Origin of the sequence: Pseudopedobacter saltans DSM 12145 (assembly GCF_000190735.1) — a bacterium.
Taxonomy (GTDB): Bacteria; Bacteroidota; Bacteroidia; order Sphingobacteriales; family Sphingobacteriaceae; genus Pseudopedobacter; species Pseudopedobacter saltans.
The window spans coordinates 187,071-200,338 of record NC_015177.1; the positions used below are offsets into that span (position 1 = coordinate 187,071).

Annotated in this window: 13 protein-coding genes; 7 read left to right on the forward strand and 6 right to left on the reverse strand. The window is 36.2% G+C overall.

Annotated elements, in window-relative coordinates:
• The first annotated feature begins 28 nt into the window (after window positions 1-28).
• Together ppk1 and PEDSA_RS00745 are read left to right on the forward strand one after the other, a co-directional pair.
• Window positions 29-2,080, forward strand: a complete 2,052-nt coding sequence (gene ppk1 / locus PEDSA_RS00740) for a polyphosphate kinase 1 (RefSeq protein ID WP_013631236.1) — start codon at window positions 29-31, stop codon at window positions 2,078-2,080.
• Window positions 2,077-2,949, forward strand: coding sequence for a Ppx/GppA phosphatase family protein (locus PEDSA_RS00745; protein ID WP_013631237.1), 873 nt, complete (start codon window positions 2,077-2,079; stop codon window positions 2,947-2,949). Before ppk1 ends, PEDSA_RS00745 begins: the two co-directional genes overlap by 4 nt.
• On the opposite strand, the gene PEDSA_RS00750 is transcribed toward PEDSA_RS00745, so the two are convergent.
• Both PEDSA_RS00750 and PEDSA_RS00755 read right to left on the reverse strand, forming a co-directional pair.
• Window positions 2,950-3,672, reverse strand: a complete 723-nt coding sequence (locus PEDSA_RS00750) for a hypothetical protein (RefSeq protein WP_013631238.1) — start codon at window positions 3,670-3,672, stop codon at window positions 2,950-2,952.
• A gap of 58 nt (window positions 3,673-3,730) precedes the next feature.
• Window positions 3,731-4,081 carry a Spx/MgsR family RNA polymerase-binding regulatory protein gene (locus PEDSA_RS00755; RefSeq protein WP_013631239.1) on the reverse strand — a complete coding sequence of 117 codons (351 nt, stop codon included), beginning with the start codon at window positions 4,079-4,081 and terminating at the stop codon, window positions 3,731-3,733.
• 228 nt (window positions 4,082-4,309) lie between these two features.
• On the opposite strand from PEDSA_RS00755, the gene PEDSA_RS00760 reads away from it, so the two are divergent.
• Genes PEDSA_RS00760 through dapA form a run of 4 tightly spaced genes read left to right on the forward strand, consistent with a single transcriptional unit; the run spans window position 4,310 to window position 8,600 of the window.
• Window positions 4,310-5,068 (forward strand): DUF3891 family protein, encoded by a 759-nt coding sequence (locus PEDSA_RS00760; protein WP_013631240.1) that lies wholly within the window; start codon window positions 4,310-4,312, stop codon window positions 5,066-5,068.
• 60 nt (window positions 5,069-5,128) lie between these two features.
• Complete coding sequence (gene ligA, locus PEDSA_RS00765) at window positions 5,129-7,141, forward strand: NAD-dependent DNA ligase LigA (protein WP_013631241.1); 2,013 nt, start codon at window positions 5,129-5,131, stop codon at window positions 7,139-7,141.
• 47 nt (window positions 7,142-7,188) lie between these two features.
• Entirely contained in the window at window positions 7,189-7,725 is a 537-nt protein-coding gene (locus PEDSA_RS00770; RefSeq protein WP_013631242.1) for a DUF6913 domain-containing protein, read from the forward strand.
• Complete coding sequence (gene dapA, locus PEDSA_RS00775; RefSeq protein WP_013631243.1) at window positions 7,722-8,600, forward strand: 4-hydroxy-tetrahydrodipicolinate synthase; 879 nt, start codon at window positions 7,722-7,724, stop codon at window positions 8,598-8,600. The genes PEDSA_RS00770 and dapA overlap by 4 nt, the downstream gene beginning before the upstream one ends.
• 55 nt (window positions 8,601-8,655) lie before the next feature.
• Here the strand turns inward: dapA and PEDSA_RS00780 are convergent, their stop codons facing one another.
• From PEDSA_RS00780 to PEDSA_RS00795, 4 genes are all read right to left on the reverse strand, one after another.
• On the reverse strand, window positions 8,656-9,159 hold the full coding sequence (locus PEDSA_RS00780) for a hypothetical protein (protein WP_013631244.1): 504 nt from the start codon (window positions 9,157-9,159) through the stop codon (window positions 8,656-8,658).
• Between the two features lie 54 nt (window positions 9,160-9,213).
• Window positions 9,214-9,948, reverse strand: coding sequence for an SDR family NAD(P)-dependent oxidoreductase (locus tag PEDSA_RS00785; protein ID WP_013631245.1), 735 nt, complete (start codon window positions 9,946-9,948; stop codon window positions 9,214-9,216).
• Window positions 9,949-10,065: 117 nt separating this feature from the next.
• Window positions 10,066-11,148 (reverse strand): putative type IX sorting system protein PorV2, encoded by a 1,083-nt coding sequence (locus tag PEDSA_RS00790; RefSeq protein WP_013631246.1) that lies wholly within the window; start codon window positions 11,146-11,148, stop codon window positions 10,066-10,068.
• The gene (locus PEDSA_RS00795; RefSeq protein ID WP_013631247.1) at window positions 11,141-11,821 is read right to left on the reverse strand and encodes a hypothetical protein; all 681 of its coding nucleotides are present in this window, start codon (window positions 11,819-11,821) and stop codon (window positions 11,141-11,143) included. The genes PEDSA_RS00790 and PEDSA_RS00795 overlap by 8 nt, the downstream gene beginning before the upstream one ends.
• Window positions 11,822-11,904: 83 nt before the next feature.
• Between PEDSA_RS00795 and tyrS the strand changes: the two genes are divergently transcribed.
• A complete protein-coding gene (gene tyrS, locus PEDSA_RS00800) occupies window positions 11,905-13,188 on the forward strand; it encodes a tyrosine--tRNA ligase (RefSeq protein WP_013631248.1) in 1,284 nt (427 codons plus the stop codon).
• The last annotated feature ends 80 nt before the right edge of the window (window positions 13,189-13,268 follow it).

Consider the following 13,268-nt stretch of genomic DNA (forward strand, 5'->3'; position numbering starts at 1 on the left):
TTATTTGCTTTTTAATTTCAAATAATAGATGAGCGATAATAAGGCGCCTTTACTAAATAGGGAGATCAGTTGGTTATATTTCAATAACAGAGTATTGCAGGAAGCAGCAGACAAAACTGTCCCGTTGATAGAACGGATAAGGTTTCTTGCAATATTTTCTTCGAATCTGGATGAGTTTTATAGGGTGAGGGTCGCTACTCTTAATCGTCTTGCAGATATAAGTAGCAGGACTAAAGAAGAGCTGGGCTATAATCCTAAAAGGATTCTTAAAGAAATAAAGAGAATTGTTGTCAAGCATGAGCAGAAGTTTAATACTCTGTATACGGAGATTATAACTGAGTTAGCCGAAAATAGGATATTTATTCTGAATGAAAAGCAACTAAACGTTAGCAGGGGGGCTTTTGTTCGTGATTTTTTCAGAGAGAAGATTCTGTCTGCAATAGTTCCTTTGATTTTGACAGAAAAACTTCCTTTTCCGGAACTGAAGGAACAATACCTGTATTTTTTTATTAGAATTAGCAAAGTAGGAAGTAAGTCTAAATATGCACTTATTGAAGTACCGAAATCACTGAATAGGTTTTTGGTTTTACCAGATACCAATGCATTGAAGTTTATAATTCTCATAGATGATATTATACGATATAATCTGGAGGATATATTCTTCTCTTTCGAGTATGATCAAATAGAATGCTATGGTATTCAAGTCACCAGGGATGCGGAGTTTGAGCTTGATAATAAAGTAAGCGATAAATTTGTCGAGGCTTTGAGTAAGAGTCTTCAGAAGCGGAAAAAAGGTAAGCCGATGCGATTGCTATACGATTCGGAAATGCCACAAGATATGCTGGATATCATTATCAGGCAGTTGAATCTGAAGGCTGAAAGTTTGATTCCCGGCAACAGATATCAGAATTTTAGGGATTTTATTAAGTTTCCGAATGTGGGAAGGTCCGATTTGGAATATGAAACTTTACCTTCTCTGCCTGTTTTCGGACTAAGCTATAATAGCGGTATTATCGAGCGTGTGAAAAAGAGAGATTTTCTGGTAAACCTTCCTTATCAGTCTTTCGACTATATTATTCATTTTTTGCGTGAGGCCGCTATAGATCCAAAGGTTACAGAAATTCAGATCACGTTGTACCGTTTAGCGGAAAACTCTAAAATCATTAACGCGCTAATTAACGCTTCCAGAAATGGAAAGAGAGTTTATTGTTTGGTAGAACTGCAGGCCCGTTTTGATGAAGAAGCGAATATTTTTTGGGCAAGAAGGCTGGAGGAAGAAGGGGTAAATGTTAGCTATGGAATTCCGGATTATAAGGTCCATAGTAAAATATGTTTGGTAACCCGGATAGAAAAGGGGCAAAAGGTTTATTATGCTACCTTGTCCACCGGAAATTTTAATGAATCATCTGCAAAAGTTTATGGTGATCATAGTTTGTTTACGGCAAATAAAAAGATAACGCTGGAATTAAGTCAGTTATTTAAGGCTATAGAATCTAATAAGCTATCCGGCGGGTATAAAAACCTGATTGTATCTCCTTTTGAAACAAGAGATAAGTTTTTTAAATTGATCGATGCGGAAATAGCCAATGCCAAAAAGGGGAAGTTGGCTTATATGATTCTTAAAATGAACTCTTTAGACGACGAGAGGACTATTTTAAAACTCTATGAGGCAAGTAATGCTAGTGTGAAAATTAAGCTGATTATACGGGGGATGTGTAGTTTGGTGCCAAAAGTGAAAGGATTTAGTGAAAATATAGAGGTGATCTCTATTTTAGACAGATTTTTAGAACATGCCAGAATCTGGGTTTTTGGGAACGGGGGGATGGAGAAAGTCTATTTACTTTCCGCGGATTTGATGACCAGAAATCTGGATCGTCGGATAGAAGTTGGTTTTCCGGTTTATGATGAGGAAATAAAAGAAGAAATAAGGGATATCATTGATATTCAGTTAAGCGACAATACAAAGGCCAGAGAGATTAACAGTTTAAACAATAACAGATATAAGAGAAATAGATCCAAACTGAAAGTCCGCTCGCAACAGGATACTTACAAATATTTAAAAGCAAAACATAGTCATTGAAATACGCAGCAATAGACATAGGGTCAAATGCAATTCGTTTACTGATTGCAGAAGTGAAAAAGGAAGGTTCTTATAGAACATATAAGAAAACATCTTTGATTAGGGTACCGCTTAGATTGGGAGACGATTCATTCATGAATAAAAAGCTATCAAAATCTAAGGCAGAAGATTTCTTTAAAACTATGCAGGCCTTTAAGAATCTTATGGAAGTGCATGAAGTGGAAGAATATATGGCTTGTGCAACTTCTGCTATGCGGGAAGCAAAGAATGGGCAAGAGATTATCGATAAGGTGAACAAAAAGCTCGGCATGAAAATAGAAATTGTAGCCGGTGCAAAAGAAGCCTCAATTATTTATGCAAGTCATGCAGAAGAACATCTGGATAAAAGCAAAAGCTATTTATATATTGATGTAGGGGGAGGAAGTACGGAGCTATCTCTATTTCATCGGGGAAAAATAAACTATTCGAAATCTTTTAATCTGGGTACAATTAGAATTTTAGATGGGCAGGATAGAGCGGAAACCTGGAGGGGAATGAAGCTTTGGCTTGAAAAATATGTAGTGGATTTAAAATTAAGTGCTATTGGAACGGGCGGGAATATCAATAAATTGTTTCGTTTATCCGGTGTGCCCGATGGAACTGCTCTTTCTAAAGTCAGGCTTACTGAGATAGCAGACTATTTAAAATCTCATACACTACAGGAAAGGATAGATAAATTGGGTTTAAATAAAGATAGGGCCGATGTTATTATCCCGGCCAGTGAGATTTTTTTGTATGTTATGAATTACGGAAAGATAAACGAAGTTTATGTACCAAGGCTGGGAATGGTTGATGGTATAATAGAAACGTTAATGAATAAGTATCTTTAATTACCTCAGCCCGCCAAAGGAAGTTTTAGGTAATGAAGGATAAATTCTTGCTTCTGCAGGTAATTTAATGTATTCGTTATAAGAATTAACGATATAAGATCTTAATTCGAATTCATTCATAGCAGCAACCTGAGAATAGGTTGGTCTGTAGTAAGACATAAAGTCTTCCAGAAGCTGTCCTCTGATTTTAGTAAGATCAGTTACCAGTTGGCGGTTAAATTTCTGGTCGATAACTTTTTGGTTCAACTCTTCGTCCATGAACTTTTGGAAAGCTCTTTTTTGTTTCGCCTGCGTACTAAAAGCATTGTATAAGCTTAATTCGCCATTTTTACTTAATATGCTGGTTGATGCCGAAGAATATGCCGAAGAATATACTTCTTTTAAATCCTGGGCTTTACCCTGTGCGGTAACGATTACCTGATCTAATACAATAAGAGCAGGTCTTAATAAAACCATTTTGGGAGTAAGGTCTTCAACAATAAGCGTATCACTAAGATACCCCGGACAAGAAAATACGACTAAATCTCCAATTTCTGCCTTTACCGAAAAGTCTCCTTTTTGTCTGGAGTGTTCGCCTTCTTTCTGAGTAAGATTATTCACAAAGACTAAACCCAGCTTATTCCGGCTGTCTGCATCATAAGCCGTCCCTTTTAAAGCGCTTTCCTGTGCTTTAACCACAAAAGAGGTTAGGATAAAGAATAGCAAATTGATTGTTGTCTTCATAATTCTAAAATGGATTAAACTCTTTGAAAAATCAAGACCTTAACATTATTTAACGAAATTATAAATGAGTTGTTTTAAGGTTTTCCTCGTCAAAACCGATTGTATTACCTTTTTTACTTTCGATAATAGGTCTTTTAATAGCACTTGTATTTTCAAGCATAAGGTTGATGGCAGACTTTTCGTCTGTCACTTTATCTTTTATCGCCTGGTCGAGGTTTCTCCATGTAGTACCTTTTCTATTTAAAACCGATTCCCACCCAAATTCAGAAACCCATTTCTCCAGTTCTTTTTTGTCTACACCTTTCTTTTTGAAATCATGGAAATCTTCCTCAATATTGTGCTCTTTTAGCCATATTCTGGCCTTTTTTACAGAATTACAATTTGGTATGCCAAATATTTTAGCTTTCATAAAAATTATTGTATTTTATCCTGGACTTTTTACAAAGTTAATGAAATATATTTTTCATTATTGTTAGTGGTGTTTGTATTAAGTCAAATTTATTTTAGATATTGTCGTTTTAATTTTTCGAAATTTTTAAAATATTGTCGACTTTTGCATTTCAATTTAATTAAAGACACCAAAAAAGATAAAAAAGGGTCTGGATTGGAAGTGATATAAATAGGGTTAAATCGGAATATGATTGTTAGGGAGTCTAAAGATACTTTTACGCTTATCGCACAGCATGACCATGCAACGCTTTCTGGTGAGATGTTTATGATGTTGAAAAGGGATTTTGTCAGTGCCGAACACTATGAATCTTTAAGTTTTGCTATATTCCAGCATGACAGAGCATGGCAGGTTCCGGATTCTGCACCAATTTGGGATGATTTAAGGCAAAAGCCCTTCGATTTTAACACTTATCCTGAAGAGTTAAAAGTGTCTTTTTATAAAAACGGAATAGATCAGGTAGATAGAGTTAACTCTTATTCTGCATTGCTTTGCAGTAAACATTACAGCTCGTTTTATCAACACTCGACAGACGAGATAGGCCGTTCTTTTTATGAAAGGGAAATTCAGAGACAAAAACACCTGATGGGAAAGCTAAAAGTGCATAAAGACTTTTTAGACTATCAGCTAAGGATTTTAAAGTTCTGTGATGATCTGTCGCTATACGTTTGTATGAATAAAGTTGGTGCGTCTAAAGTAGAAGAGATAGATCTTTTTAAGAAGGGTTTTGATAATTCTGAACTTTTTAACGATAGGAATGACACTAAAATAGTGGCATCTTATGTTGATAGAAAAACAATATCTTTTAATGTGTCCCCTTTTTCAAAGAGGTTTGACGTTAAAGTTCCTGTTAAAGTGGTTAGAAAAGAGCGGATTGCCGAAACTGGATTGCTTCAGGCGTATAAGGAAGAAAAATTCAGCCATATGCTGGTGCAAATTGGGCTTTAAGCCTTTGTTTTTAGTTTTGTCTTCTTTTAAAATTATCAGCAAAATAGTAACTTCGCTGGCATGTCGCTTTTCGAAATAAAGGAGAAAATAGATGCGCTGGTAACCGAACTGAACCGGCACAATTATAACTATTATCAGTTGGCCATGCCAACTATTTCCGACTATGAGTTTGATCAGAAACTTAAAGAACTCGAGAAGTTAGAGCAGGAAAATCCCGCATTTATTCGTATAGATTCTCCCACCCAAAAGGTTGGGGGAGAAATTACCAAAACATTTAAAACAGTTACTCATAAATGGCCCATGCTTTCTTTGGGCAATACTTATAATGAACAGGATTTGGTTGATTTTGACCAAAGGATAAGGAAGATTATAGGTGATAATTTTGAGTATGTATGTGAGCTGAAATTTGATGGTTTATCTATCAGCCTTACTTACGAGAATGGGGATTTAATTAGAGCGGTAACACGTGGCGACGGAACTAAGGGAGATGAGGTTACGACAAATATCAAGACAATCAGGACAATTCCTCATCGTATAAAAGGCGAGGGAATTCTTCCTTCGTTTGAAATAAGGGGTGAAGTTTTTATGCATAAAGCCGCTTTTGAGAAACTAAATCAAGAGCGCATAGAAAATGGTGAACAGCCTTTTGCAAATCCCAGAAATTTTGCATCCGGGACGGTTAAAATGCAGAATTCTGCGGAAGTAGCCAAAAGACCGTTAGATTGTTTTCTTTATTTTTTATATGCTGACAAAAAGCCTTTTCCTACACATTGGGAAAGTTTACATGCGGTAGAAAAGTGGGGATTTAAGATTTCACAGGAGTCCAAACTTTGTAAAAATTTAGCAGAGGTTTTTGATTTCATTACTTATTGGGATCAGGAACGCTTTAAGCTTTCTTATGATATAGACGGAATCGTTATCAAAGTGAATAGTTATGCGCAACAAGAAGAGCTTGGTTTTACAGCTAAATCTCCTCGTTGGGCCATCAGCTATAAATTTAAGGCTGCGGAAGTGGAAACGGAACTGATAGAAGTAACCTATCAGGTTGGGCGTACAGGAGCAGTGACACCTGTGGCTAACTTAAAACCGGTTCTTTTAGCGGGAACAACGGTTAAACGCGCTACGCTCCATAATGCCAATGAAATTGAACGTTTGGATCTTTACGAAGGTGATACCGTTTTGGTCGAAAAAGGAGGCGAAATTATTCCTAAAATAATGGGGGTTAATTTAGATAAGCGGAAATCGGATGCACAAAAAATTCATTATATCACCCATTGTCCGGAATGTGGAACTGAACTGGTTAGAAAAGTGGGAGAAGCTGTTCATTATTGCCCAAATGATGAAGGTTGCAGGCCACAAATTATAGGGAAAATGCAGCATTTCATTAGCCGTAAGGTAATGAATATTGATGGAATTGGAGACGAAACTATAGAAACTTTATATTCTAAAGGATTCATTAGACATATCAGTGATATCTATAATCTTAAGCAAGATGAGGATAGTTTGAAGCAAATGGACCGGTTTGGGGAAAAATCTGTCACCAATATGTTATTGGGTATTGAAAATTCTAAACAGATGCCTTTTGAGAAAGTGCTGTTTGGTTTGGGAATAAGATATGTAGGCGAAACGGTAGCCAAAAAATTAGCTTTACATTTTAAAAATATCCAGAATTTACAACATGCCAGTTTCGAACAATTGATAGAAGCAGAGGAAATTGGAGAAAGAATAGCGCAAAGTATTTTAGAATATTTTTCAGACGAAACTCATATTAATGAAATAAATAAGTTAATTACATATGGTTTACAGTTTGAAATTGAAGAAAAGGAAGTAATTTTACAAAGTGAAAGTTTGTTGGGACAAACCTTTTTGATATCAGGTGTTTTTGAAAACCATAGTAGAGAAGAGCTTAAAAAGATTATAGAGGATAATGGTGGTAAGATGCTAAGTAGTATTTCCGCCAAATTAAACTATCTTGTAGCCGGAGACAATATGGGTCCTTCTAAATTGGAAAAGGCAAACAAACTTAACATTCCAATTATAAGCGAACAGGACTTGTTCAACTTATTGGGATAATAAAACGAGATAAGTTCTGTTTTATTAAAAACAAAAAATCCGGTAATATGAAAAAGATTTTCAATCAATTAAGATTACGCTCTGGATTTGCTAGATTAAAGCAAGAACTAAAGAAGTTAAAGAGACAAAGTCATTCTGTTTCTTTAAGTGAGGCAGAGAATATAGCGATTCTTGTTCCGATAAAGAACGAAAGCGAATTGGCGGAGGTGGAACAGTTTGCAAAAACGCTTGAAAATGAAAACAAAAAAGTGAAACTTTTAGGCTTTTTGTTTGATAGTAGCCTGAAATCAAAACTAAGTAAGAATATAGATTTGATTTCTAATGAAGACATTAAATGGAATTATATTCCGGACAGGGAGAAAATAAAAGGATTCGTAAATAAAGAATTCGATATTTTAATAAATCTTTGTACGGATTTGTGTTTTCCTTTGATGTACACCGCTGCGATTTCAAAATCGATGTTTAAAATAGCAGCGTATGATGCGAGACAGGCAGCATTTTTTGATTTCATGATAGAAACTAACGAAGCGGGGATAACGGAGTTCTCCCGAGAGATAAGATATTATTTAGATAAAGTAAAATGAGCAGATTTTTGGGAACCGGCGTAGCGATGGTGACGCCTTTTCAAGCAAACGGGAGCATAGATTTTGACGGACTGGCTGCCACAATAGAACATTTAATAAACGGAAAAGTAGAATATATTGTAGTATTGGGTACTACAGCGGAATCTGCAACATTATCTAAAGACGAGAAAAAACAGGTATTTAAGTTTGTTACGGAACGGGTTAATGGTCGTATCCCTTTAGTCGCCGGTATAGGTGGTAACAATACAACGGAGGTGGTAGCGGAAGTGAACCAGTTTGAAATGGTTGGTTATGAGGCTATCTTGTCTGTTGTACCTTATTATAATAAGCCAACGCAAGAAGGAATTTATCAGCATTATAAATCTATTGCACAGGCCGCAAAATTGCCAATTATATTATATAATGTTCCGGGAAGGACAGGTGTAAGTATGTCTGCTGAAACTACGATCAGACTGGCCAGGGAATTTAAAAACATTATAGCTACAAAAGAAGCAAGCGGAAGTTTTGATCAGTTTAACGCAATTATGGCGGATAAACCTGAAGGATTCGAACTTATTTCAGGTGATGATCCGATTACTTTGCCAATGGTTGCTTTGGGAGCAATTGGCGTAATTTCCGTGGTTGGGAATGCGTTTCCTGTAAAATTTTCAGAGATGGTTCGCCTTTCTTTAAATGGCGATTTTAAAGCTGCAAGACCTTTGCATAGTAGTTTCCTGGAATTCACGAGACTTTGTTTTGTAGAAAGTAATCCTTGCGGAGTAAAAGCTGCCATGAAAGAATTGGGAATAATAGAGGACTATGTTCGTTTACCTTTAACGCCTATTGGTGATAGTACAAGGGCCAAAGTGGTGGCTGAGGTAGCTAAATTGAAATAATTTTAAATAATCTATGATTTAAATCCCGAAGGTAACATCTTCGGGATTTTTTTATTTATGGCATATCAAAATCAAAGTTTTTTCTGGTATATGCTCCCGGTGTAGCATGGTCGCCTATTTTGAAATTGAAAAAAACGACCCTTATGGAAGGTATTTCTGTTAAGGAGTAAGTGCTTTCTGCCAGAAATACCCTGGCTCCTGTAGAGCCACTGGCCTGCGTTAGATAAGTTGCGTTTTCAACCTTTACAAAGACTGTATCAGCGTTTTGTTTTTCAAATACCAGTTTGTTTTCGGGATACTTTCTATTGATTGCTTCCAGTACATTGGTAATATCTAACACTTCACCTTTTATGGGTTCGTTTCTGACCATAGTATACTGTTGGGTAGTAGAATCTAAGGTTGCAGTCCAGGGAATGTCGCTTAAAACATCTAGAGGAGTTTCTTTAACGTTTTCGTTGGTTGAAATGGAGTCGGATGCAGATCGTTCTTTTTTGTCATTTGTACAGGAAAAAAATAAATAACAAAAAAGAACGGTTGTAAATAGTTTAAATATTCTCATATATCGGATTTTGTTAAAAAGGCACAAAATCCTTGCCATATAAAGAGATTTCAATTATGGAGTGGTAACAGCGACCGGAATTATCTTCCCATTGAAAAATTTGGCCCCTGTTATTGCAAAATCTGCAATGTATTTCCCCATCTCGAAAGCCTGAACAGGGGACTGATATCCGGGAAATGCTTTTTCCAACATTTCTGTTTGAGCTGAACCTAAAGCCAGACAATTCACTTTGATTCCTTCGTCGGTTAACTCCTGTGCCAGGCATTCGGTGAAATTATGTAATGCAGCTTTACTTGCCGAATAAGCGATAAGGCCAGGGAATTTAGCACTTCCCATGTAGCCACCCATTGAGCCGATATTAAGTATATGGCCTTGTTTTTCGATAAAAGGAAGGAGTTCCTGAGTGATTCTGAAATGCCCTAGAACATTGGACTGAAACATCTCTATCATATCAAATTCAGTTGTTTCTTTAAACGGTTTACTGATCAGGGAACCAGCATTATTGATAAGGATATTGAATTTGCCCCATCTTTGTTGTATAAACTGGACAAGCCCAGCATATTCATCATTTACAATATCGAAAACGATAGGGAAAAACTTTGCTTCGGGATTCAGGCTATAAACGATTTGATGCAGATTTGTTAGTTTCTCCTGTGATCGGGCCAAAGCAATCACTTCATGGCCTTTGATGGCTAATTCTATAGCAGCTTCAAATCCAACGCCGCTACTTGCTCCGGTTATAATAACTTTTTGTAATGGTTGTTCGTCTGTTAAAGATGTCGTTTGCATGAATGAGGGTTCGTTTGTTTTAGTATCGAGTATTAAGTATTAAGTATGCGGGCATGACAATCAACGAGGTATGCTTTAAGATGTTTTGCTTTGATAGCTATCTCTCGTTTTTTATCATTATTTCTTTTTCTCAAAATCTAACCTTATTGAAAATACATTGCTATATATGGCATCACTTTGGTTTCCGATATTTGTTAAAGCGTAATCTATGGAAAAGTTCTTTAATCGGATTCCAACTCCCATGTTAGGTTGGATGTTATAGGAAAGCTTTCCGTCAAAATCGCTGGTTTTTTGAATGTTTCCAATTCCTCCTCTTAGATAAATTACTTTTTTATAGTTAGCTTCTAATCCCCCAACCGGATCAATACTTACAGGATCTGCAGGAATTAATACATTTCTTTTTCCATCTGTCGTGAAACTAAAATTAGCTTCTGTAGTAAGCCCGAAATTTTCGCCGAATTTTGAGTAATAAGAAGCACCTAAAACTAACCGGGGTAGTGTAATTTCGGTTGCATTTTTTGGAATGTTATCTTCGTTGTAGTCGTAAACAGTACTAAATTTATCCTGATTGTATGACCAAGAGTTAAAGGTTGTGGTGATATCTTTTCCTACAACAGAAAAGATGAAATTTTTCAATTTGTATTGTGCCCCTAAATCAATTCCGAAACCCCATGATTTGCCAAATTCACCAACCTTACGATGGACAATTTTTACATTTCCTCCATAGCTAAGTCCGTCTTGGTTTGTCTTTCTTTTTTTATGATTACGGGCGTAGCTAAACATGAATGCATAGTCCGCTGCTGAGAAAGACTTTACTCTGTCATAATTGATATTTCCGTCTGCATCTATTAATTCAGATGTGTCTGGTATATCATCTACACCAAAGCGAATGACTGAAACACCAACTACCGCCGTATTATCCGCTACAAAAGTAGCTAATCCGCCATAGTCATACTTGGCAATGCCAGAAAAGTAAGCCGAATGCATTAAACTTACCTGAGTAGGAGTTCGCATATTCATTAATCCCGCGGGATTCCAGTATCCTGCGGTTACGTCGTCTACAGATGAAGTTACGGCGCCGGACATGCCGAATGATCTGGAACCTACTCCAATTTGTAAGAATTCGTTGGAGTATTTTCTGGTTTGAGAAAAAACTACGCCTGGTAACATTAAAAAAGCAAAAAGTAGTTTTTTATTCATTGATTAGCAGGGCTTCTATCTCATCAAAGATAAACATAAAATTTTCGTCTAAAAGCGAAATATAGCTGCTGATAACTTTTGTCATTTCTTCTTTTTTATAATCGCTGAGAGGGGTAGCCCAAACTCGCATACATATGCGTTTTAATGCGTAGCTGATACTTTCTGGCTTAATATAGGTTCCTAAATAAGCTTCTTTTACAAAACTGGAGTAGTATTTTAAGAAAATGTCTGTTTCCACTATATCGTTTATCCGTAAAAACTCTTCGATAGCTTTATAATCAATAGATTTTAAGTGTTTATAGAACCTGTTGATATCTATGGTCTTGTATTTTAATAACAGGTGGTCCAGACAAAGCTCGTAGCCCACATGACCTACGAAGAAAGGTTTTATAGGCGTTCCGGCCAGAATAGTCGTAAAATGATTCTTCAGTTCATGCTGGTGATAAAAAAAGGAAGAGGTATTATGGAATATTTTATCTACAGCCAGATGTTTTTTCCATCCGGTTATTAAAGCTTTCAGCTCTGAATTATGGTATAACTTTTCGCTAGTTTTCTCGGGGAATAGCTTCCAGTTTTTATTTGCATTTTTTAGCAAATCCGGTAAAACGGCTCCTAAAACTTTGTATGAGTCTGATTCATTTTTATCGAAGTAATAATGGGAAAGAAAGTTCATTCGCTCTTTTTAAATCTACTGAAAACAATAAGTATCTATTCTTATATTTGCCGAATTACAATATAACAAATAAAATTAAAGAGATGAATTTCGTAGAAGATTTACGTTGGAGAGGGCTGATACAAGATATTATGCCTGGAACAGAGGAAGAACTTTCTAAAGGAATGGTCTCTGGATACATCGGTTTCGACCCAACTGCAGAGTCTTTGCATGTTGGCAGTCTTTCTCAAATATTTACGCTTGTAAGATTCCAGCAAGCCGGACATAAACCTTTGGCTTTGGTAGGAGGAGCAACAGGTATGATTGGTGACCCTACGGGTAAGTCTCAGGAGCGTAATTTACTTTCTGAAGAGGAGTTAGCAAAAAACTTAAAAGGTATTCAGAAGCAATTAGAACAGTTTTTAGATTTTGATTGTGGTGCAAATAGTGCAGAAATAGTAAATAACTACGATTGGTTTAAAAATTATAGTTTTTTAGATTTTATCAGAGATGCTGGGAAACACATCACTGTAAATTATATGATGGCTAAGGATTCTGTAAAAAAACGTTTGGAAAGTGAAGTTGGGATGTCATTTACAGAATTTACTTATCAGTTGATTCAAGGTTTTGATTTTTACCATTTATGGAAAGAGCGAAACGTGAAGTTGCAGATGGGCGGTTCGGATCAATGGGGAAATATTGTTACCGGTACAGAATTTATTAGAAGAAAGGCACAAGGCCAGGCATTTGCTTTAACATCTCCGCTTATTAAGAAAGCGGATGGTACTAAATTTGGTAAAACCGAAGGTGGAAACATTTGGTTAGATCCAAAGCGTACCAGCCCATACCAATTCTACCAGTTTTGGTTAAATGCAACTGATGAGGATGTGAAAAATTACATCAAAATTTTCACTTTTATGACAAAGGAAGAAGTTGACGCTTTAATTGCTGAACATGACCAGGCTCCGCATTTACGTGTTTTGCAAAAATCTTTGGCAGAAGATATCACAAGAAGAGTACATGGCGAACAGGCTTTACAAACTGCTTTGAAAACTACTGACTTTTTATTTGGCAATGGTTCTTTGGAGTTTTTAAACGCTTTATCGGACGAGGAAGTTATTGGTGTTTTCGAAGGAATTGCCCAGTTTAAGGTAGACAGAAGTGCTATTGACTCAGGTGTGGATGTGGTGAGTTTGTTAGCAGAAAAAACACAGATTTTCCCATCTAAAGGGGAAGCTAAGAAAATGATCCAGGGTGGAGGTGTTTCTATTAACAGAGAAAAAGTTGGTGGACCAGACGTGATTGTTAGTACTGCTAACCTGGTAAATAATAAATTTATAGTTGCTCAAAAAGGAAAGAAAAACTACTTTTTGATTATAGCAGAATAGGAAAATATTCTTTAATAAAGCGTAAGAGGCACAAAAATTTGATTTTTGTGCCTCTTGTGTTGAATAGGAATTGATTTAAA

Excerpts from the sequence above, each read along its gene's own strand:
- PEDSA_RS00770 (WP_013631242.1), top strand. The coding sequence starts at position 7,189 with ATGAAAAAGATTTTCAATCAATTAAGATTACGCTCTGGATTTGCTAGA.
- PEDSA_RS00795 (WP_013631247.1), bottom strand. The coding sequence starts at position 11,821 with ATGAACTTTCTTTCCCATTATTACTTCGATAAAAATGAATCAGACTCA.
- PEDSA_RS00790 (WP_013631246.1), bottom strand. The coding sequence starts at position 11,148 with ATGAATAAAAAACTACTTTTTGCTTTTTTAATGTTACCAGGCGTAGTT.
- PEDSA_RS00760 (WP_013631240.1), top strand. The coding sequence starts at position 4,310 with ATGATTGTTAGGGAGTCTAAAGATACTTTTACGCTTATCGCACAGCAT.
- PEDSA_RS00785 (WP_013631245.1), bottom strand. The coding sequence starts at position 9,948 with ATGCAAACGACATCTTTAACAGACGAACAACCATTACAAAAAGTTATT.
- PEDSA_RS00755 (WP_013631239.1), bottom strand. The coding sequence starts at position 4,081 with ATGAAAGCTAAAATATTTGGCATACCAAATTGTAATTCTGTAAAAAAG.
- ppk1 (WP_013631236.1), top strand. The coding sequence starts at position 29 with ATGAGCGATAATAAGGCGCCTTTACTAAATAGGGAGATCAGTTGGTTA.
- PEDSA_RS00750 (WP_013631238.1), bottom strand. The coding sequence starts at position 3,672 with ATGAAGACAACAATCAATTTGCTATTCTTTATCCTAACCTCTTTTGTG.
- dapA (WP_013631243.1), top strand. The coding sequence starts at position 7,722 with ATGAGCAGATTTTTGGGAACCGGCGTAGCGATGGTGACGCCTTTTCAA.
- tyrS (WP_013631248.1), top strand. The coding sequence starts at position 11,905 with ATGAATTTCGTAGAAGATTTACGTTGGAGAGGGCTGATACAAGATATT.
- PEDSA_RS00780 (WP_013631244.1), bottom strand. The coding sequence starts at position 9,159 with ATGAGAATATTTAAACTATTTACAACCGTTCTTTTTTGTTATTTATTT.
- ligA (WP_013631241.1), top strand. The coding sequence starts at position 5,129 with ATGTCGCTTTTCGAAATAAAGGAGAAAATAGATGCGCTGGTAACCGAA.